General features: G+C 70.0%; 17 protein-coding genes. 8 read left to right on the top strand and 9 right to left on the bottom strand.

Annotated features, from left to right (window positions below; translation table 11 throughout):
* Positions 1-35 precede the first annotated feature (35 nt).
* Together ACZ4EG_RS08720 and ACZ4EG_RS08715 are read right to left on the bottom strand one after the other, a co-directional pair.
* Positions 36-248, bottom strand: a complete 213-nt coding sequence (locus tag ACZ4EG_RS08720; protein ID WP_467790093.1) for a hypothetical protein — start codon at positions 246-248, stop codon at positions 36-38.
* A 148-nt stretch (positions 249-396) separates the two neighbouring features.
* On the bottom strand, positions 397-1,095 hold the full coding sequence (locus tag ACZ4EG_RS08715; protein ID WP_467790092.1) for a restriction endonuclease: 699 nt from the start codon (positions 1,093-1,095) through the stop codon (positions 397-399).
* A 216-nt stretch (positions 1,096-1,311) separates the two neighbouring features.
* Between ACZ4EG_RS08715 and ACZ4EG_RS08710 the strand changes: the two genes are divergently transcribed.
* Positions 1,312-2,109 (top strand): SAM-dependent methyltransferase, encoded by a 798-nt coding sequence (locus tag ACZ4EG_RS08710; protein ID WP_467790091.1) that lies wholly within the window; start codon positions 1,312-1,314, stop codon positions 2,107-2,109.
* Positions 2,110-2,167: 58 nt separating this feature from the next.
* Positions 2,168-2,827 carry a hypothetical protein gene (locus ACZ4EG_RS08705; RefSeq protein WP_467790090.1) on the top strand — a complete coding sequence of 220 codons (660 nt, stop codon included), beginning with the start codon at positions 2,168-2,170 and terminating at the stop codon, positions 2,825-2,827.
* 28 nt (positions 2,828-2,855) lie between these two features.
* On the opposite strand, the gene ACZ4EG_RS08700 is transcribed toward ACZ4EG_RS08705, so the two are convergent.
* A complete protein-coding gene (locus ACZ4EG_RS08700) occupies positions 2,856-3,359 on the bottom strand; it encodes an FxsA family protein (protein ID WP_390706102.1) in 504 nt (167 codons plus the stop codon).
* A gap of 1,058 nt (positions 3,360-4,417) precedes the next feature.
* Between ACZ4EG_RS08700 and ACZ4EG_RS08695 the strand changes: the two genes are divergently transcribed.
* Complete coding sequence (locus ACZ4EG_RS08695) at positions 4,418-5,929, top strand: hypothetical protein (RefSeq protein WP_467790089.1); 1,512 nt, start codon at positions 4,418-4,420, stop codon at positions 5,927-5,929.
* 3 nt (positions 5,930-5,932) lie between these two features.
* Here ACZ4EG_RS08695 and ACZ4EG_RS08690 read toward each other — a convergent pair whose 3' ends face one another.
* The 3 genes from ACZ4EG_RS08690 to ACZ4EG_RS08680 all read right to left on the bottom strand — a co-directional run bounded on the left by ACZ4EG_RS08690 (position 5,933) and on the right by ACZ4EG_RS08680 (position 8,523).
* Positions 5,933-7,579: an APC family permease gene (locus ACZ4EG_RS08690; protein ID WP_467790088.1), complete on the bottom strand. Its 1,647-nt coding sequence runs from the start codon at positions 7,577-7,579 to the stop codon at positions 5,933-5,935.
* A 138-nt stretch (positions 7,580-7,717) separates the two neighbouring features.
* Positions 7,718-8,254: a hypothetical protein gene (locus tag ACZ4EG_RS08685; RefSeq protein WP_467790087.1), complete on the bottom strand. Its 537-nt coding sequence runs from the start codon at positions 8,252-8,254 to the stop codon at positions 7,718-7,720.
* The gene (locus tag ACZ4EG_RS08680) at positions 8,251-8,523 is read right to left on the bottom strand and encodes a hypothetical protein (RefSeq protein ID WP_467790086.1); all 273 of its coding nucleotides are present in this window, start codon (positions 8,521-8,523) and stop codon (positions 8,251-8,253) included. The genes ACZ4EG_RS08685 and ACZ4EG_RS08680 overlap by 4 nt, the downstream gene beginning before the upstream one ends.
* A 355-nt stretch (positions 8,524-8,878) precedes the next feature.
* On the opposite strand from ACZ4EG_RS08680, the gene ACZ4EG_RS08675 reads away from it, so the two are divergent.
* The 3 genes from ACZ4EG_RS08675 to ACZ4EG_RS08665 all read left to right on the top strand — a co-directional run bounded on the left by ACZ4EG_RS08675 (position 8,879) and on the right by ACZ4EG_RS08665 (position 13,278).
* Positions 8,879-10,111, top strand: coding sequence for an FAD-dependent oxidoreductase (locus tag ACZ4EG_RS08675; RefSeq protein ID WP_467790085.1), 1,233 nt, complete (start codon positions 8,879-8,881; stop codon positions 10,109-10,111).
* A gap of 138 nt (positions 10,112-10,249) precedes the next feature.
* Positions 10,250-11,482, top strand: coding sequence for a glycoside hydrolase family 88 protein (locus ACZ4EG_RS08670; RefSeq protein WP_467790084.1), 1,233 nt, complete (start codon positions 10,250-10,252; stop codon positions 11,480-11,482).
* Positions 11,483-11,580: 98 nt separating this feature from the next.
* Positions 11,581-13,278 carry a tetratricopeptide repeat protein gene (locus tag ACZ4EG_RS08665; protein WP_467790083.1) on the top strand — a complete coding sequence of 566 codons (1,698 nt, stop codon included), beginning with the start codon at positions 11,581-11,583 and terminating at the stop codon, positions 13,276-13,278.
* A gap of 44 nt (positions 13,279-13,322) precedes the next feature.
* On the opposite strand, the gene ACZ4EG_RS08660 is transcribed toward ACZ4EG_RS08665, so the two are convergent.
* A complete protein-coding gene (locus ACZ4EG_RS08660) occupies positions 13,323-13,715 on the bottom strand; it encodes a protein NO VEIN domain-containing protein (protein ID WP_453546562.1) in 393 nt (130 codons plus the stop codon).
* A 190-nt stretch (positions 13,716-13,905) separates the two neighbouring features.
* On the opposite strand from ACZ4EG_RS08660, the gene ACZ4EG_RS08655 reads away from it, so the two are divergent.
* On the top strand, positions 13,906-15,072 hold the full coding sequence (locus ACZ4EG_RS08655; protein WP_467790082.1) for a S1 family peptidase: 1,167 nt from the start codon (positions 13,906-13,908) through the stop codon (positions 15,070-15,072).
* 179 nt (positions 15,073-15,251) lie between these two features.
* Complete coding sequence (locus ACZ4EG_RS08650) at positions 15,252-17,537, top strand: AbfB domain-containing protein (RefSeq protein ID WP_467790414.1); 2,286 nt, start codon at positions 15,252-15,254, stop codon at positions 17,535-17,537.
* A gap of 22 nt (positions 17,538-17,559) precedes the next feature.
* Here ACZ4EG_RS08650 and ACZ4EG_RS08645 read toward each other — a convergent pair whose 3' ends face one another.
* Both ACZ4EG_RS08645 and ACZ4EG_RS08640 read right to left on the bottom strand, forming a co-directional pair.
* Complete coding sequence (locus ACZ4EG_RS08645; protein WP_316754532.1) at positions 17,560-17,715, bottom strand: DUF6131 family protein; 156 nt, start codon at positions 17,713-17,715, stop codon at positions 17,560-17,562.
* Positions 17,716-17,810: 95 nt separating this feature from the next.
* Positions 17,811-18,416 (bottom strand): TetR/AcrR family transcriptional regulator, encoded by a 606-nt coding sequence (locus ACZ4EG_RS08640; protein WP_453546566.1) that lies wholly within the window; start codon positions 18,414-18,416, stop codon positions 17,811-17,813.
* Positions 18,417-18,579 lie beyond the last annotated feature (163 nt).

Below are 18,579 nucleotides of genomic sequence, written 5' to 3'. Positions count from 1 at the left end.
TGAGAAGCACCCCGCAGTCCTCGCCGCGAGGGCCGTCATAGCAGTGGTGGGGCGGGGGGAAGCGCGGGGTGCGACGGCATGGCCGGTCTCGCCACCGGCGTGCCGGACTCGAAGGAACCGATGGAGTGCCCCGTCTGCATCACTGCGTCGAGGTCGCGCCGTATGCTCGCGGCAGCGTCGCGGACCCGCGCGGGCACGTCACCGCGCTCGGCAATGAGCTGGTGATAGATGGGGGCGTCCTGAAACATGGGCAACATGGCCTTCCGATCGGCGGTTTCAACCGCTTTGCAACGGCTGCCGAGTGTACGGCCCCCCATCACCACCCGTGTCCACGGGATCGCCCCCTGAGATGCCGACGCCGACAACTCCGTCCTCGGCGAGTACCGGGCCTGCCATTCAGGACAGCGCCGAGCGCCGGTGCGGCGGTGGCATCGCGCGCAGCAGTTCCCACAGGGGGCGCGAGCCGGATGCCCATACGCCCAGCGTCCGGCGGTCGACGACATGCAGACGCTGCTGTTCGGCGAACGCGACCGCCGGTGCGGTGACTCTTCCGTTCGTCACGATCACCGCGACGTCCGCGCCGTGCACCTGCCGGGCCGTCCCGTTGAGCACTTGAAGATCCGGCGTGCCCACGGCCGCGCCCCGTACCCCGTTGTGGCGGTGCTTGCACTGGATCACCCAGCGTCGCCCGAACGGGTCCGTCGCCTTCACGTCCGCGCCCAGATCCCCACCGCCGCCGACCCGTTGCGCGTCGGCACAGCCGTCCCTGCGCATCAGGTCCCGTATCGCGTCCTCGAAGCGGGCATGATGCAGTGCATCCAGCTGCGGCAGCGCATACCTCAGGCCCTGTGCGCGAACAGCCTCCCATCGGGCCCGTTGTTGCCGGTTGTAGAACCAGCCGACGGCCGCGAGCACGGCGACCACCAGGCCGACGACCAGGACCCACCAGTGCGCCAGCAGCCAGTTGACCACCATCACCACCAGCCCGATGGCTGCGACGCCCGCCAAGAGAAGACCGATCAGCCGGGCGTCCCGCTGCTGCTGCCTGCTGGGCCGTCGAGTACGCCGCCGCACGGGCGACCGCCGCCGGGTCACCGCTCGCCCCTGGCGGAGCGGAACCGGATCGGACACCGCACGCACAACCGGACTCCAGACATGGCAGCCTCCCCCTGGTAGCACTGACAAACAGTCAGGGAATCATCACACAAGGTGATCGAGGAAGGCGGGAACAGGTCTCCTTACCTACAACTCCGCGCCTGTGCACGGAAGTTGGTGTGTAAAACTGTTGGTACCCGTTGAGAGGAGCGCGGTGTGACCCAGGACGGCGTGCGTGCCGAGGAGATAGACACCAGCAGGCCGCATCCTGCCCGGATCTACGACTACTTGTTGGGCGGCAAGGACAACTACGAGGTGGACCGCGAGGCCGGAGACGAACTCGCCGCCGCGGCGCCCGAGGTCCGGATCGGTGTGCGGGCCAACCGCGCCTTCATGCAAAGGGCTGTCCGGCACGTCGTCGGCAGCGGTGTCCGTCAGATCCTCGATGTCGGTACCGGGCTGCCCACCTCGCCGAACGTGCATGAGATCGCTCAGGAGGCGGCACCGGACGTGCGCGTCGCGTACGTCGACAACGATCCCATCGTGAGCGCGCACGGCAACGCGCTGTTGAGCCGCTCCGGCTCGACCAGCATCGTACTCGGCGACCTGCGCGACCCGCGGGCCATCGTGGATCACCCCGACGTCCGCCAGGTCATCGACTTCGACGAGCCGGTCGCCCTGCTCCTCGTCGCCGTCCTGCACTTCCTCACCGACGCGGAGCAGCCCGCGGAGGTGGTCGCCACCCTGCGTGACGCACTTCCGGCCGGCAGCTTCCTGGTGCTCTCGCATGCCACGGGCGACTTCGCCGATCGCAGTGGGGCGCAGGCCATCTACAACAGGGCCACGGCCACGCTGAATCTGCGGTCCCGCGCCGAGGTGGAGCGATTCTTCGACGGCTTCGAACTGATCGAACCGGGCCTGGCCCAGGTTCCGTTCTGGCGCCCGGACGCCCCGCCGCCGGCCAGATCCGCCGAGATCGGCTTCTACGGGGGCGTGGCGCGCAAGGCCGGCTGAACCGCCGAGGCCATCGCATCGGGACGGCTTGGGAAGCCGGGACGGGGATACTGTGCGCATGCATCTCGGGGTGGTCACGGCGATTCTCTACTGCCTGCAGTTCAGCCGGGAGTTGAGTGACGAAGAGGTCGAGCGCATCGCCCGCATGGTCCTGGAGCAGCCGATCTACGACCTCACCGTCGAGGAGCAGTACGCGGGCATCGAGGGCGCCCTGGCCGTGCACGCCTGGGAACAGGACCTGTCCTGGCAACCGCACGACGAGCCGGCCGTACGGGATTTCCTGCGGCGCCTGCTGGAGCGTCTGGACGCGCTGCGGCCCTGGCAGGAACCGCCGACACGCAGCCTCGGGTTCGACCGCTGGCAGGAGTACAAACGCGGGGCGCTCCTGGCTCATGTACGGCTGTACTCGCCGGCGCAGGACACTCTGCACGCCAGGCTGCGCACCGTACCCGAGGACGAGAACCGGCTGCGGGCTGTGGTGCTGCGGCTGCGCTCCGGGGACGAAGTCGCCGTGGTGGCCCCGCCGTTGCCGGACGGATACGACGCGGTGCTGATGGCCGTGCCACCGCATCGGCCCGCCGCGCAGGTGATCGAGGCGTTCGTGACCCACACGGGATATGAGCGCGGGCGGGTGTCCGAGGCGGTACGACGGCGGTGGGGACGGGGCAGGCAGCGGGAGGGAAAGCTGCCTCCCGGGCTGCGGCCACTGCGCGACTGAACCGGGCGCCCTTCAACGGACGCCGAGGTCACCGCTGCGGGGAGACGACCTGGTCGTGCACCGCGGCATACAGCTTCGACATGGCATCCCGGACCCGTTCGAGATCCTCGTCGTCCAGCGCGGCGAGGGCATTGGCCGCCGCCTCGCGCACCGGATGGGGCACTTCGTCCTCGGCCGCGAGCCGATAGGCGACGGTGCGGCGTGCGGCGCGCTCGTCGTCCGTGACGCCACCGACGTTCATCGGGAAGACGGCCGCCTGGTAGTTGGCCACGCCGACGAGGACGCCGTGCGCGATGCCGTCGGCGTAGCCGCGCGTCGTCGCCTCCTGCCGGGCGGCACGGAATCCGGCCATGGCCCGCCGCCGAACGAGCAACGCGCCGACGACGGAACCCGCCCCGGCGATCACCCCTACGACCAGTGCCACGATCCAGCCGCCGAGGAGAGCGCCGAGAAGTCCGCCCGATGCGGTCACCAGGCAGGCTATGCCGGCGGTCACCAGCACAAGGGCGCGTTCGGGTGTCAGGGTCTTCACGCCGTGCAGTCTGCCAGGCCGGTCAGCGCCGTATCGATGTCTCGTTCTCTTCCCTCCAACGGACATTCCTTGGGACGATGTCGATCTCGTACGGGAACAGGGGGCTGTGCCACTGCCCTACGTCCACCGCGTCACCAAGTACGACCCCACCGACCGTGACGAACACGGCCACTGCACCGGCGATGAGGACGTCGTCAGCGATCACGGCAAGGTGGAGTCGGCCTGTCTCGAGGCCGTCGAGGCATTCGCCACGGACGCCGGTGTCGACCGCTTGTCCCGGCCGGCCTGGCCGGCTTTCACGACGGAGCGGAGTTACCGCTCGCCATGGGGCTGGAGCTGGTGCGGGTCATGCTGCGCGACGGCGGGGCCCGGTGCCGGCAGGAAGTGGAGTGCGCTTTCGCGGTGCACGTCGGATGGGACCAGCACCCCTACGTTGGCAGCAACCGGCTCTGCGAGGAGGCGCTGGCGCGGACCCGCGCACTCGGGCTGCTCCCGGAACGCCTGACCGCTTCCCCGTACGACTATGGACACGGACGGGGAACAGCACGTCCAGCGACCGGGCGACGACGAGTTCTGGGCCGGCCTGCACTGGTCGGTCACCTCCGGACGCGCCGGGCTCCTGGAGGAGATCTGCGTCGAAGGCGCCTTCACGCCGGCACCGCCTCACCTCCGACACGATCGACTCGGTACGGGCCGGGACCGCTCCCCGCGCCCGGCTGGCCGTGTGGCCGGACCTGTCCTCCGACATCGAGTTGGCCGACCCGATCTCGGGTGCGGAAACCGCGGCGCTCCTGTCCGCGTACACGGACGAGCGTGTGCCCTGGTTCACCGCCGTCATGCCCGACGCGGACGGAGTGGTACGCGCCCGCTGGCGGACCGATCCGACGCCGGGGGACCGGAGTTGGGCCTTCCGCAAGACTCTTCGGCGAGGTGAGGAAGATCCGAGACTTCCGGATCACGGCAGACTCTGACAGGGCTTGGTCGACATGGGAGCGTGCGGACGACCGGTGGTCCGATATTCGCGAGCTGTTCGACCGCCGGCTCGGGATGATGCTTCCGTGAATCGTGCGCTGTGCGGGCTCGCCGTCAACCCGTCCCTCCCGGCCGGACTGGTCGACAGGCTGATCGAGATCGCGGACACCGAACTGGCCGAGGCTCTCGCGTACCGTCACGACCTCAGCCATGCCCAGGCGGTGGCCCTGGCCGGGCGCGTCGAGGAGGCAGCGGTGCAACTTGCCTACGAGGGCAGGCTGACCGTTGCCGACATCGATCCGGTGGCACAGCCGCGGGCCGCGCTCGCCCTGCTGGAAGAGAACGCGGGCAGGCCGGAGTGGGCCCGCCTGCTCGCCACGGACCCGGTCGTGGAGCACCGGGAGCGACTGGCTGCCTGTCCCGGCCTTCCGTCCGACGTCCTGGAGACACTCGCCGCCGACCCGGACGTACGAGTCGTCGCGGAACTCGCGCTGTGGACGACGCCGGACATGGCGGCCCGGCTCGCGCGGCACCCGCACGCCGAAGTCCGCAGCGCCGTGGCGGCCAATGAGTCGACGCCACCGGATGTCCTCGCGATGCTGGTTACGGGTGAGGGCATACCGCCGGCCCGGCGGTGCCTGGTCTGCGATCGCGAGGCGACGCCCTTCGTGCACGATCCGAACTGCCCACGGCCCGACTGCGATCTGCTGCCGGGCGTCGCGTGCGACGGTTCCCACGAGTCCACCCTTGACGCGCTGCGGGAGAGAGCGCTGCGCAACCCGGCCACACCGATCGACGTTCTCATCGGCCTTGCCGACCACTCCTCACCGGTACTGCGCTGGGAGTTGGCCGCCCGCCCCGACCTGCCGCCGCGGCTCTGCGCACGGCTTGCCGATGATCCCGCTCCCGGTGTCCGGGCCGACCTCGCGAAGAATCCCGTGATCGGTGAGGCAGTGATGCGCGCGCTGGCCACCGACCCCAGCCCGGACGTGCGATGCAGCGTCGCACTCAACCCGAACGTGCCCCTCGACCTGCTCACCGCCCTGGCCGGCACCGCAAAGATCGGCTCGACCCTGCTGCCCCGGATCGCCGCCGCTTCTCCGGCGGAGGTCATGGACCTGGCCAAGTCCCCGCATCCGGGCGTACGGATGCTCGTGGCCGAACGACGTGATCTGCCGGACGAGATCCGCGACGTACTTGCCGTCGATCCCGACGCGAAGGTGCTCAAGTCGATCGCGGGGCACCCGGGACTGTCCGAAGCCCAGTTGCGCTCCATGGTCGACCGGCACGGCGTCCGGGTCGCCGCCAAGGTGGCGGCCAACACGGACACGCCGCCGGCGCTGCTGGAGGAGCTGACACGGCATGAACCGCCGGTGCAGAAGGCGTTCCGCGCGGTGGCCCGGCACCGCAACGCCACACCCCTGGCGCTGCTGGCCTGCCTGGCGGACAGGCAGGGCCGGCCCATGGCCGCCCGGCATCCTGCCCTGCCGCCCGACGTCCTGATCGACCTGCTCGCCGACGAGGACTGGCAGGTGGTCGAAGCGGCGGCCGCGAACCCCGCGCTGCCGCTCGCGGTGATGTCCGAGCTGGTGCCCTGACCCTCAGACGACGCCCTCCTCCTCCGGCACGACGACCTGGTCGACCATGCGCTGGATCTGTTCCGTCGGCAGCGCGACCGCCATGGCCCAGTAGTAGATGCCGAGGCTGAAGACGGCCGTGACGGCGATGTCCCACCACAACGGGAACCACGGGTGCTTGAGGGGCCCGAAGTCGCTGAGGTAGACGATCAGCCCCATGCCGATGAGGTAGGCGGGCAGCCACTGGGCCGCGCTCAGGTCGAGCTGGGGCGTGATGGGGTTCATCTTGAACACCCGGTTGGCGATCAGGACGACGTAGCCGATCAGGATCGCGACGCCGAGCTTCCAGTCGGTGGCCCAACCGGACCACAGGATCAGCAGGTTGGCGACGATGAAGGCCAGCGGCGACATCCAGCTGCCGCCGGGCAGCCGGTAGGGACGGTGCGCGTCGGGCAGCCGCCTGCGGAACACACCGAAGGACAGCGGAGCACCGGCGTACATGAGCACACTGGCGCTGGTGATCAGTCCGACGAGGGAGCGCCAGCTGGGGAACGGCAGGAAGCAGATGCACCCGATGACGAACGCGGTGATCAGGCCGATCCAGGGGACTCCGCGCCGGTTGGTGGCCTCGAACGCGGAGGGCACATAGCCGTTGCGGCTGAGGCCGTAGGAGACCCGGGAGGATCCGGTGATGTAGATCAAACCGGTCCCGGCGGGGGAGACGACGGCGTCGAGGTAGAGGATCGTGGCCAGCCAGCCAAGACCGATGAGCGTGGCGACCTGGGCGAACGGACCGCTCAGGGCGGTGAACGCGGAGGTGGCCCAGTGGCTGCCGATCTGCGAGGCGGGCAGCGCGGCGAGGAACGTGACCTGGAGGAGGATGTAGATCACGATGCCGATGACGATCGATCCGATCACCGCCCGCGGGATGTCGTGCTTGGGATGGGCGCTCTCACCGGCGAGCTGGTCGGCCTGTTCGAAGCCCAGCAGCGCGAAGATGATGCCGCTGGTGGAGACGGCGGACAGGATGCCCTTGGCTCCGTAGGGGTCGAATCCGTCGGCCGCGGTGAAGTTGCTCGTGTGGAACTGGGCAATGGCCAACACGAAGATCGTCAGCAGCGGGACGCCGACCTTCCACCAGGTCGCCGCGCTGTTGGTGCGGGCGAGCAGACGGATGCTGAGGAAGTTGATGGCTGTGATGACTGCCATCAGTCCCACCGCGACGGCGATGCCGGGCGGGGTCAGGACATGCTCGCCGCCCTTGATCTTCTCCCAGCCGCCGGCCCAGGAGTAGTGCTGGGCGTAGGTGATCATCGCCAGCACCTCGATGGGTGCCACCGTGGCCGCCTGCAGCCAGGAGAACCAGCCGAAGGAGGCGCCCGCGGCTCCGCCGTAGGCGTAGTGGGGGAAGCGGGCGGTCCCGCCGGAGACCGGATACATCCCGCCGAGCTCGGCGTGCACCAGTGCCAGGATCAGGATCGCGAGGCCGCCGATGCCCCAGGAGATGATCGCCGCGGGCCCGGCCGCCGCCAGGGCTCCCTGTGCGCCGAACAGCCATCCGGAGCCGATGATCGACCCCTCCGAGGCCCAGATGAGGCCGATGAAGCCGATCTCGCGCCTCAGCCCCGGCCGATGGGTTCCCGCGGCAGGCGACTTTTCCGATACGGCCATGTGCCACACCCCCTCACAAGGGTGATGCCCCTCTCCATCGTGCCACCGTGCGCGGCACTCGGCCGTGGCCGTGAGCTGGAAAATCGACCGGCACGTGGGCTGCCGCGGACCTGGTCACCGTGGGGGAGACGCTCAACGTCAGCGTGGTGGGTCCGCGTCGGGGCAGCCCGTCAGCTGGCGTGACGACCATTGGAGGTGCAGGAGCTTGTAGGCGCGGCGGAAGATGTAGGCCGCCGTGGGCAGTTCGACGAAGACGGCAAGCCCGGCGGACGCCCAGACGTCGGGCGTACCGACGGCGAGTGACGCGTCGAACCACGCGTCGCACACGAGCAGCACCGCGGACGCCAGTGCCGGGATCACCACGGCGCGGTGCCGGCGAAAACCGAGGACGGCCGTGGCCGCGAAGGCGGTGAGCAGCAGCAGGTCGAAGCCGACCCAGGTCACCCGCCAGGAGTGGACCTGATAGTCGGAGGGGAGCGTCAGGCCGAGGATCACCGTCCAGGGAATCAGCCCCAGCGCGGACGCGGCCAGCAGCTTTATGGTGTGCCGACGGCGCCGCTCGAACTGTTCGTTCCGGCCGGGGTGGCGCGCAGCGGCGGAGCGTACCGGCGGGGCGGTCTCCATACGCGTACGTGGGGCGGCGGCCGCCGCCGGATTGCTGGTTGCCTGGCTCATCGCCGGACCGGTTCCTCGACCGATCCGCGCGTCCGTGCCGCGGGGTACCGGATCGCCGTGCGGCCGGCGGTCAGCCAGCCGAGAGTGGCCAGCAGCACTCCGGCCAGAGCGTTCGGGAGCTGCCGGCTCAGCAGCATCACGAGGGCCGCCGCGTCCAGGCCCACGACCAGCAGAACCAGTACGGCCCGGCGCCGTGCCGCCCGTGGATCCCCGGTCGCCCGTCGACGGCCGGGACGGGCGTGCAGCAGGCCCGGTGTGAGAACGCTCATCGCCGTCACCTCTCCCGGCGCTCTGGGGTGTGGTCCATGTCCGCCTCCAGCGAAAATCGCGGATGCACACGACAACCGAGGAAGCCCGCGCCGGTATTTCCGGATCCCGCCCGGAGGGCCGTCGTCGGCGCGTGACGTGGGACACACACTCCCCGAGCCCGTCTGCGCGGCCCTGAGTTCACCTTCTTACGATCAACGAAGCGGATGGAGACCGGCTCGGCTGTCGCTCGATTCCAAGCGGCGGTACGCGTCGGCCGTACGTGGATCAGGGAGCGTCGACAAGTCGATCCGGGCAGGCAGGAGTACGATATTCATCGGGTGATGAATTACTGCTCTCCGGAAAGGCAGGGCCGTGATGGAGCGGACCACGTGCTGTGTGGTGGGAGGTGGCCCCGCCGGCATGGTGCTCGCGCTGCTGCTGGCGCGGGCCGGCGTCGCGGTGACGGTGCTGGAGAAGCACGGCGACTTCCTGCGTGACTTCCGCGGCGACACCGTGCACCCCTCGACGCTGGCGTTGCTCGACGACCTGGGTCTGGCCGAGCGCTTCGCGCAGCTGCCGCAGCGCAGGGTGCGCACCGTCCAACTGCCCATCGGGGCCGGCCGGTCGGCGGTCACCGTCGCGGACCTCGCGGTGCTGCGCGGCCCGTACAACTACGTCGCGATGGTGCCCCAGTGGGACCTGCTGGACCTCCTCGCGGACGAGGCCCGGCGCGAACCGTCCTTCGACCTGCGGATGAACACCGAGGCGACCTCCTTCCTGGTCGAGGGCGGACGGGTGACCGGAGTGCGCTACCGCACCTCCGACGGCGCCACCGGCGAGCTGCGTGCCGTCCTCACGGTCGCCTGCGACGGCCGTGGATCGCTGGCCCGCTCCCGGCCGGAGCTGGGGCTGCGCCGGTTCGGCTGCCCGATGGACGCCTGGTGGTTCCGGCTGCCGCGGCACGAGGGCGATCCGAGCGGGCTCGTCGGCGGCGCGGGCGACCGCTTCCTGACCGCGATGATCGACCGCGGGGAGTACTGGCAGTGCGCCGCGCTCATTCCCAAGGGCACCGACGCGGAGCGCCGGGCCGCCGGTCTCGACCGATTCCGGGCCGACTTCGCCGCCGCGGTCCCCTGGGTCGCGAACCGTACGGACCACCTGCGCTCATGGGACGAGGTCAAGCTCCTCGACGTACGTCTGGACCGGCTGCGCCGCTGGCATCGCCCGGGACTGCTGTGCATCGGTGACGCCGCGCACGCGATGTCCCCGGTCTTCGGGATCGGGATCAACCTCGCCGTGGAGGACGCGGTGGCCGCCGCCCGGTACCTCGTCGAGCCGCTGCGCCGCGGGAGCGTGGGCCTGCACGACGTACGCGGTCTGCAGCGCCGCCGCCTGCCCACCACGGTCGTCACACAGGGGCTCCAGCGGATCGCCCATGCCCGTGTCATCGCTCCCGTCCTGCAGGGGCAGCCGCCTCTCGGCAGCGTGGAACGCGCCCAGCGCATGGCCGGTCTGCTCACCGGGTCACGGTTCGTACGCCGTCTGCCCGCGTACTTCATCGGGTACGGCGCGCTGCGTGAGCGCCCACCGGCCGTGGCCGTCCGATAGCCGCGGAGCGTCAGCCGCGAGGCGAGGCGTGGCGTTCACATACATGAACATTGCTCATGTGGGTGTACAGCTTCGGAGCTGCTGTGCAAGGCTCACGCCAACGTCCTTGCACCGTAGCCTCGTTGAGGGAAGGCGCCCATGAGTGTTTCCCGGCGTACTGTGCTGGCCTCGGCCGCCGGAGTCGCGACCGTGTGTGCCGCTACCGAGCAGACCGCGCAGGCGGCCGATCATCCGGCATCGTTGACCGCTGTGCGCGTCCTGCGGGACGCGGCCGACTATGCGGTCGGGAAACTCGCGGCAGTCGGGCCCGGAGTCAGTGCCTTCCCCGTCGGGACGAAGTTCGAGAAATGGGTGTACTCCCAGAACGGGGACTGGGTCGGCGGCTTCTGGCCGGGGACGCTCTGGATGGCGTACCTCCACAGCGGGGACGACGCGTTCCGCACACTGGCCCTCGATTCGGCGGGGCGGCTCGCTCCCCGCCGGTACGACACCACCACCCACGACCTCGGCTTCCTCTTCTCTCCCTCCTGGGTCACGGCCTGGCGTCTCACGGGTGACGACAAGTGGCGGACGGGCGCTGTACAGGCGGCCGACTCCCTGCTCCAGCGGTACAACCCGCGCGGGCACTTCATCCGGGCGTGGGGCGCGCTGAACGATCCGCACAACGCCGGCCGGATCATCATCGACACGATGATGAACCTCGACCTGCTGGCCTTCGCGAGCCGGCAGACAGGCGACGAGAAGTACCTTCGGGCCGCGGTGGACCACGCGAACACCGCTCAGCGGGTGTTCCCCCGCGCGGACGGGTCGACCCCGCACGCCTTCGACCTGGATCCGGACACGGGCGCGCCCGTCGGTCCCGCCACGGTGCAGGGCTACAGCTCCTCGTCCTGCTGGTCACGCGGGCAGGCGTGGGGGATCTACGGGTTCACGACGATCTACCGCCGGACCGGTGACCGGCAGTTCCTGGCAACCGCCGGCCGACTGGCGGACTTCGCGCTGGGCGCGTTGAGCGGTGACTGGATTCCGGTCTGGGACTACCGGGCACCCCAGCAGCCCCATGACATCAAGGACGCGTCGGCCGGCGCGATCATGGCCTGCGGACTGCTCGACCTGTCCGCCGCGACCGGCAGACACCACTACCGCGAGGCGGCACTGCGCCTGCTCGTCGCGCTCTCGCAGACCTGCCTGACCAGGAAGTCGTCCCGTGCCGAAGCGGTCGTGGCCCGCTGCACGCGCAACCGGCCGGCCGAGGACGGGATCGAGATATCGCTCCCCTACGCCGACTACTACCTGCTGGAGGGCATCCTCCGCGTCCTCGAGCCGCAGGAGGTCGACCGGGCCATCGACCTGTCGACGGTACCCGCGTGAGCCGACCTGCGGCGGAGCCGCCGAGGCCGCCGCGCGTACATCGCAACATTCCGGATGAACAGCGAGTTTTCCGTCGGCCCGGATAGGGTCGGAACACTGTGAACTACTACGAGCTGGGCAGCCACCGACGACGCGTGACGACATCGTCCCCCGAGGCCCAGACCTGGTTCGACCGCGGACTGGTGTGGACGTACGCCTTCAACCACGAGGAGGCCGTCCGCTGCTTCGAACGCGCCGCCGAGGCCGATCCCGACTGCGCCATGGCCCACTGGGGCATGGCCTACGCCCTGGGCCCCAACTACAACAAACCCTGGGAGTTCTTCGACGAGCACGACCTGGCGCGGACCGTCGAACGCACCCACGCCGCCGTCGAGCGCGCGCACGCCACGGCGGCGTCCGCCACCCCGGTGGAGCGCGCCCTGATCGACGCGCTGCGCGCCCGCTACCCGCGGGCTGTGGCCGAGGACCTTGAGGGCCTGTCGGTGTGGAGTGCGGCCTATGCCGAGAGCATGCGGGCCGTCCACCAACTGGCGCCCGACGACCTCGACGTGGCGACCCTGTACGCGGACGCCTTGATGAACCTCACCCCCTGGCAGCTGTGGGACATCCGCACCGGCCTCCCGGCCGCAGAGGCACGCACGCCGGAGGCCAGGGACGTGCTCCGGCGGGCGATGGCGACGGAGGCGGGCACATCGCACCCCGGCCTGCTGCACATGTACATCCACCTGATGGAGATGTCCCCGACGCCCGAGGCGGCCCTGACGGCCGCCGACCGGCTGCGGGGCCTGGTGCCCGACGCCGGACACCTGCAGCACATGCCGTCCCATCTGGAAGTGCTGTGCGGCGACTACCGGAGGGTGGTTTCCGACAATGCTGCGGCGATCGCCGCCGACGAGAAGTACCACGCGCGCGAAGGCGCCTTGAACTTCTACACCCTGTATCGCTGCCACAACTACCACTTCCGGATCTACGGCGCGATGTTCCTCGGCCGCCTCCAGGACGCGCTCGACTCGGCGGAGCGGCTCGACGCCGCAGTGCCGGTGGAACTGCTGCGTGTGGAGAGCCCGCCCATGGCCGACTGGCTGGAGGGGTTCCTCGCGATGCGGGTGCACGTCCTGATCCGCTTCGGACGGTGGGACGACGTGCTGCGCCTGCCCATGCCCGCCGACCCGCGGCTGTACTGCGTCAGCACCGCGATGCTGCACTACGCGCGCGGCGTCGCGCTCTCCGCCACCGGCAGGATCGCCGAAGCGGAGGAGGAGCGTGCGCTCTTCCGGGAGGCGGTGACCCGGGTCCCGCAGACACGCATGCTGTTCAACAACACGTGCGCGGACATCCTGGCCATCGCCTCGGCGATGCTCGACGGCGAACTGGACTACCGCAAGGGCGACTACGACGCCGCCTTCGCCGCGCTGCGCCGCTCGATCGAACTGGACGACAACCTCCCCTACGACGAACCGTGGGGGTGGATGCAGCCGACCCGGCACGCCTACGGCGCGCTGCTGCTGGAGCGGGGCCTGATCGCGGAGGCCGAGGCGGTCTACCGCGCCGACCTGGGCCTGGACGACACGCTTCCCCGGCCGCAGCAACACCCCAACAACGTCTGGTCGTTGCACGGGTACCACGAGTGTCTCCAGCGACTCGGCCGGACCGGTGAGGCACGGATCGTGGCTCAGCAGCTGAAGTTCGCGGCAGCGACGGCGGACGTGCCGATCACGGCGTCCTGCTTCTGCCGTCTGGACGCGGGGCCGCACGACGACGCCTCGGGCGACGGCTGCTGCACACCACGGGCGTGAGGTGAGTTCCCGCGGTGGCCGGCGCCGCCGCCGTACCGCGGAACTCAGTGCAGCCGCTCGGCCTCGTCGTACTCGGCCGCCTTGAACGTGGGCCAGTACGTGATCTGGGGCTTGGACCGCTCGATCATCGCCAGCAGCGCCTGTCCGTGCAGGACGCGCACCGCGACCTCCGCGCCGTCGCGGCCCGCGAGGTTGTCGACCACGTAGAGGTAGTAGTGCTCGGGGTCGGCCTTCGCGGCTGTCACCTGCCGCTGTTCCAGCGGCAGCGCCTCGCTGCGCGCCGAGCGGCTGAAGGCCTTCACCTCGATCATCCGCGGCGGACTCTCGACGTCGTACGGGAGGCCCGAGGTACGGACGTCCTTGGGATCACGCCCGGCGGCCCGCTCCAGGGCCATCACATGCGTGATGGCAGCCTGTTCCGTCTCCCTGTTGCCCACGGCACCCCCTCGTTGCGGCTACCCATGATGCCGTGAAGCTCCTCGGCTCGGGAAGCGATTCCGATTCGCCGCTGCATTGGCATGGACCTGACGGCCAGGGGTGGCTAGGCTCTGCTGCGCCACGAATGAGAGCGCTCTCGGGAATCGGCTGTTCCATCCCCCACTCCTGGAACGACGAAGGGCAACTCCCATGAGACGCACGAGAATCGCGCACGTCGGCCTGGCTGTTCTGCTGCTGCTCGGCGGCCTGGGCGCAGCAGGTACGTTCCCCGCCTCGGCGAGCGGCTCCGAGGCCGCGCCCGCAGTGTCCGCCGCACCCGCTTCCGACGGCGTGCTGTCCGCCATGCAGCGTGCTTTCGGCCTGTCCCGCGACCAGGCCGAGGCGCGGCTCGCGGCCGAGCGGACCGCCGCAGCGCTCGCTCCCAAGGCACGCCGCGCGGCCGGTGCCGCCTATGCGGGCTCCTGGTTCGACGACTCGCGCGGTCGTCTGACGGTGGCGCTCACACCGGACGCGTCGGCCGCCACCCGCCGCACGATCCGGGCCGCCGGGGCCGGCATCCGCACGGTCGAGCACAGCCTGCGGCAGCTGAACGCGGTGAAGGCGCGCATCGACCGGCTGTCCGCCCCTTCCGGGGTGAGCAGCTGGCGCGTCGATCCGATGACCAACACCGTCGTCGTCGACGTCGTCCGCGACCGCCGTGCTGACAACGATGTCCAACGCTTTGTGTCCCGGGCTCGCGAGTCGGGTCCCGTGGCCGTCGAGACCGTCTCCGCGGCGCCGCAGACCTTCGCCGCGGGCACGGTCGGCGGCGACCCGTACTACACGGGCAATGTCCGCTGCTCCATCGGTTTCTCGGTGTACGGCGGCTTCGTCACCGCCGGTCACTGCGGTCGGCCCGGCGCCGGGGTCAGCGGCTGGGACGGCTCGTACATCGGTACCTTCCAGGGCTCCTCGTTCCCGGGCGACGACTATGCCTGGGTCAGCGTGGGCAGCGGGTGGTGGACGGTGCCGGTCGTGCTGGGCTGGGGCACCGTGCCCGACCAGCTCGTGCGCGGCTCGGCCGAAGCTCCCGTTGGCTCCTCGATCTGCCGTTCGGGATCGACGTCGCACTGGCACTGCGGGACGGTGCTGGCCAAGAACGAGACCGTCAACTACAGCCAGGGCACGGTGTATCAGCTGACCAAGACGAGTGTCTGCGCCGAACCCGGCGACTCCGGAGGGTCGTTCATCAGCGGAGACCAGGCGCAGGGCGTCACCTCGGGCGGTTGGGGCAACTGCTCCGGCGGCGGTGAGACCTGGTTCCAGCCGGTCAACGAGATCCTCAACCGCTACGGGCTGACCCTGCACACTTACTGACCGCCCGCCCGCGGTCGCGTCCCTGGGGTTCCGCGCGAGGTCCGGCGGAACCCCACCGGCCGCCGTGCCGTACACACCAGGGAGCAGACATCATGGCGAGACTCCTGTCCCCCCGATCGTCCTCGACCCCCGGGCCGCGCCGGACCTGGAGCCGACTACTGGCCACCGCCGCGGTGTTGATGCTGACCGTCACCGCCCTGCTGGCCTCCGGCGCTCACCCCTCCCGTGCCGCCGAGGCCGCCTGGACCCCCAAACCCGCGCCGATGTCCACCCCGTGGACGGACCAGGTCTCCGTGGACCACCCCCTGCCGGACTATCCGCGCCCGCAGCTCACCCGCCCCGACTGGGCCGATCTGAACGGCATTTGGGACTTCGCGGTCACCTCCCGAGATGCCGCTCAGCCCGCGACGTTCGGCGAGCGGATCCGTGTGCCGTTCGCGCCGGAGTCCGCGCTCTCCGGCATCCAGCGCAAGGTCACCGGGAACGACAAGCTCTGGTACAAGCGCACCTTCACCGTGCCCGCCGGCTGGCGCGGGCGTCGCGTCCAGCTCAACTTCGGTGCCTCCGATTGGGAGACGACCGTCTGGATCAACGGCCGGCAGGCGGGCGCCGCACACCGCGGCGGCTACGACTCCTTCTCGTACGACATCACGCCCCTGCTGAACGACGGCACCAATACCATCGTCGTGTCGGTGTACGACCCGACGGAGACCGGCGGCCAGGCCATCGGCAAGCAGCGCGTCCAGGACGTCACACCGCACCCCGGCCACAGCATCGTCTACACCGCCTCGTCGGGCATCTGGCAGACCGTCTGGCTCGAACCGACCGCCGCGGCGCACATCACGCGGCTCGACATGGTCCCGCACCTGGAGGACGGCACACTGCACGTGACGGTGCGCGGCGCCGCGGCCCAGGGCGTGCCCGTCAAGGTCACGGTCTCCAGCGGGGGCACCCCCGTCGGCAGCGCCACCGGCACGGTCGGCACCGAATTCTCCGTGCCCGTCCCGAACACTCACCTGTGGACGCCCGACGACCCCTTCCTCTACGACATCACCGCGCTGCTGACCGGGAGCGCCGGCGCCGATCGGGTCGGCGGTTACGCCGGTATGCGCTCGATCGCGGTGAAGGACGTGAACGGGGTGCGCCGGCCCGTGCTCAACGGCCGGTTCGTCTTCCAGACGGGCACCCTGGACCAGGGCTACTGGCCGGACGGCATCTACACCGCGCCCACCGACGACGCCCTCAGGTTCGACCTCCAGAAGCACAAGGACCTCGGCTTCAACATGGTGCGCAAGCACATCAAGGTGGAGCCGCAGCGCTGGTTCTACTGGGCGGACCGGCTCGGGCTGCTGGTGTGGCAGGACATGCCGTCCATGGACAGCGCCAGGACGCCGGACGGCGCGGCCCGCACCCAGTGGGAGAGCGAGTACCGGGCCGTCATCGACCAGCACCGCAGCTCGCCCGCGCTGATCCAGTGGGTCGACCAGAACGAGGGCTGGGGCCAGTACGACCAGGCGCGCATCGCGGACATGGTCAAGGCGTACGACCCCTCGCGCCTCGTCGACAACATGAGCGGGGTCAACTGCTGCGGTGCCCAGGACGGCGGCAACGGCGACGTGATCGACAACCACAACTACGTCGGACCCGGAAACACCCCGACGGAGCCGGTACGTGCCTCGGTGCTGGGCGAGTACGGCGGCCTCGGCTACCGGGTCCCCGGCCACGAGTGGTACCCGGGTGGCGGCTTCAGCTATGAGGACCAGCCCAGCCCGGCGGCTCTCGACGACCGGTTCGTCGGTCTGCTGGACGGCATCCGGGAGAACTCCATGCCCGCGGGTGGTCTGTCGGCCTCCGTCTACACGCAGATCACCGATGTGGAGAACGAGGCGAACGGGCTGATGACCTACGACCGCCAGGTCGTCAAGGTCGACGAGGCCCGCGTCCGGGCGGCCAACCAGGCGCTGATCGCCGCGTCCCGTACGCTCGGGCCGACGGTGAAGCTGCCGCTGGAGCAGTATGTGTCGATCCGAGTCACCACACCCGGCTACACCGACCGCTACATCCGTCACTACGACGGGCTCGGCTACACCGAGGTGGTGACCGCGGAAAGCGGCGCCCTGCTGAAGCAGGACGCCACCTGGAAGGTGAGGCCGGGTCTCGCGAACAAGCTCTGCTACTCCTTCGAGTCCCGCAATTACCCGGGTGAATACCTCCGCCACCGCGACTTCCGGGTACGGCGCGAGGCGGGCGACGACTCCGCGCTCTACAAGGCCGACGCGACATGGTGCCCCGTCCAGGGCAGCGGAGGCATCCGGTTCTCGGCGTCCGGCTACCCGGGCCAGTATCTGCGGCACATGAACGCCGAGCTGTGGCTGGCACAGCGGGGCGGCTCGCACGCCTGGGACAGCCCGGGCAGCTTCACCGAGGACACCACCTGGGCCGTCGAGGGCCCCTGGGCACCCTGAACACGGGAGTTGCCTTCCGTGACTACCAGTAATGACGTCGGCCGGCCACCGCGTGCCCCATGGAGCCCAGGATCCAGAAAATGGCACCGAGCACCACGAGAATGACTCCGATGGTCCACAGAATCGAGATTCCGGTGACGAGGCCGACGACGAGCAGGACAAGACCGAGGATAAGCATGACCGCCTCCTCTGCTGACTTCTGAGGTGTCTCGGACTTCGGGTACCCCCAGGAACGTTCGACTATCTGCTCGGCACCCGAAATTCCCACCATGCTCAGCCCTGTGCGACGAGCCCTTGGCCGGCGGACTCGTCGGCGGCTCCCCGTGCCACCAGCAGAAGGGCGTCGACGAGGTCGTCCGCCGGGCTGCCGGTGGCCAGGCGCCGCAGTTGCAGGCCCATCACCACGGCGACGGTGGTGGCCGCGAGGCGTTCCGCGTCCGGGACGCCCAGGGCGGTGAGGATCTGGGCGGCGAGCCGGTCGTAGGCCCGGAACGCCTCCGAAGCCGCCTCGCGCAGCCGTTCGTCGCGCCCGGCGTGGATGTACAGCTCGAAGGGTGCGAGATGCGCGGTGTCCAGGGCCGTACCGCAGGCCACCTGGCCGGCCAGGGACGCCGCGTCGTCTATGTCGAGGTTCTCGGTCTGGCACTGGTCGGCCAGCTCGGTGAAGTGCCGGGCCTCCTCGCGCACGAAGTACAGCAGGCTCTCGCGCAGCAGATCGTGCTGCGTCTCGAAGTGGTACGTGACGGAGCCGAGCGAGACGCCGGCCTCCTTGGCGATCCTTCTGTTGGTGACCGCCGCGACCCCACCGTCGCCGATGATCTGCAGGACGGCGGTGATGATGCGCTGACGTGTCGGGGTGGTGAGGGCGGCCTTGGGCATGCCGCCCATTGTTCCACCCGTGGTGTGCGCCGGATGACGTACGAGGTCACAGCGGTGCGGGCGGACTGACGGCGCCTCAGCTCCACCACTGCCGCGGGGCGTTGGCGGGGGCCGCCGGTGGACAGGAGTCCCCGCCCTCCCTATTGTTCGTTCGAACGAACAG

Source organism: Streptomyces sp. NPDC025638 (assembly GCF_055558775.1).
This window is presented reverse-complemented; position numbering and strand designations above follow the sequence as displayed.

What these genes read in the sequence shown, in the direction of transcription:
- ACZ4EG_RS08720 (WP_467790093.1), bottom strand. Translation starts at nt 248, where the DNA reads ATGTTTCAGGACGCCCCCATCTATCACCAGCTCATTGCCGAGCGCGGT.
- ACZ4EG_RS08705 (WP_467790090.1), top strand. Translation starts at nt 2,168, where the DNA reads ATGCATCTCGGGGTGGTCACGGCGATTCTCTACTGCCTGCAGTTCAGC.
- ACZ4EG_RS08690 (WP_467790088.1), bottom strand. Translation starts at nt 7,579, where the DNA reads ATGGCCGTATCGGAAAAGTCGCCTGCCGCGGGAACCCATCGGCCGGGG.
- ACZ4EG_RS08685 (WP_467790087.1), bottom strand. Translation starts at nt 8,254, where the DNA reads ATGAGCCAGGCAACCAGCAATCCGGCGGCGGCCGCCGCCCCACGTACG.
- ACZ4EG_RS08680 (WP_467790086.1), bottom strand. Translation starts at nt 8,523, where the DNA reads ATGAGCGTTCTCACACCGGGCCTGCTGCACGCCCGTCCCGGCCGTCGA.
- ACZ4EG_RS08675 (WP_467790085.1), top strand. Translation starts at nt 8,879, where the DNA reads ATGGAGCGGACCACGTGCTGTGTGGTGGGAGGTGGCCCCGCCGGCATG.
- ACZ4EG_RS08670 (WP_467790084.1), top strand. Translation starts at nt 10,250, where the DNA reads ATGAGTGTTTCCCGGCGTACTGTGCTGGCCTCGGCCGCCGGAGTCGCG.
- ACZ4EG_RS08655 (WP_467790082.1), top strand. Translation starts at nt 13,906, where the DNA reads ATGAGACGCACGAGAATCGCGCACGTCGGCCTGGCTGTTCTGCTGCTG.
- ACZ4EG_RS08650 (WP_467790414.1), top strand. Translation starts at nt 15,252, where the DNA reads ATGCTGACCGTCACCGCCCTGCTGGCCTCCGGCGCTCACCCCTCCCGT.
- ACZ4EG_RS08645 (WP_316754532.1), bottom strand. Translation starts at nt 17,715, where the DNA reads ATGCTTATCCTCGGTCTTGTCCTGCTCGTCGTCGGCCTCGTCACCGGA.
- ACZ4EG_RS08640 (WP_453546566.1), bottom strand. Translation starts at nt 18,416, where the DNA reads ATGCCCAAGGCCGCCCTCACCACCCCGACACGTCAGCGCATCATCACC.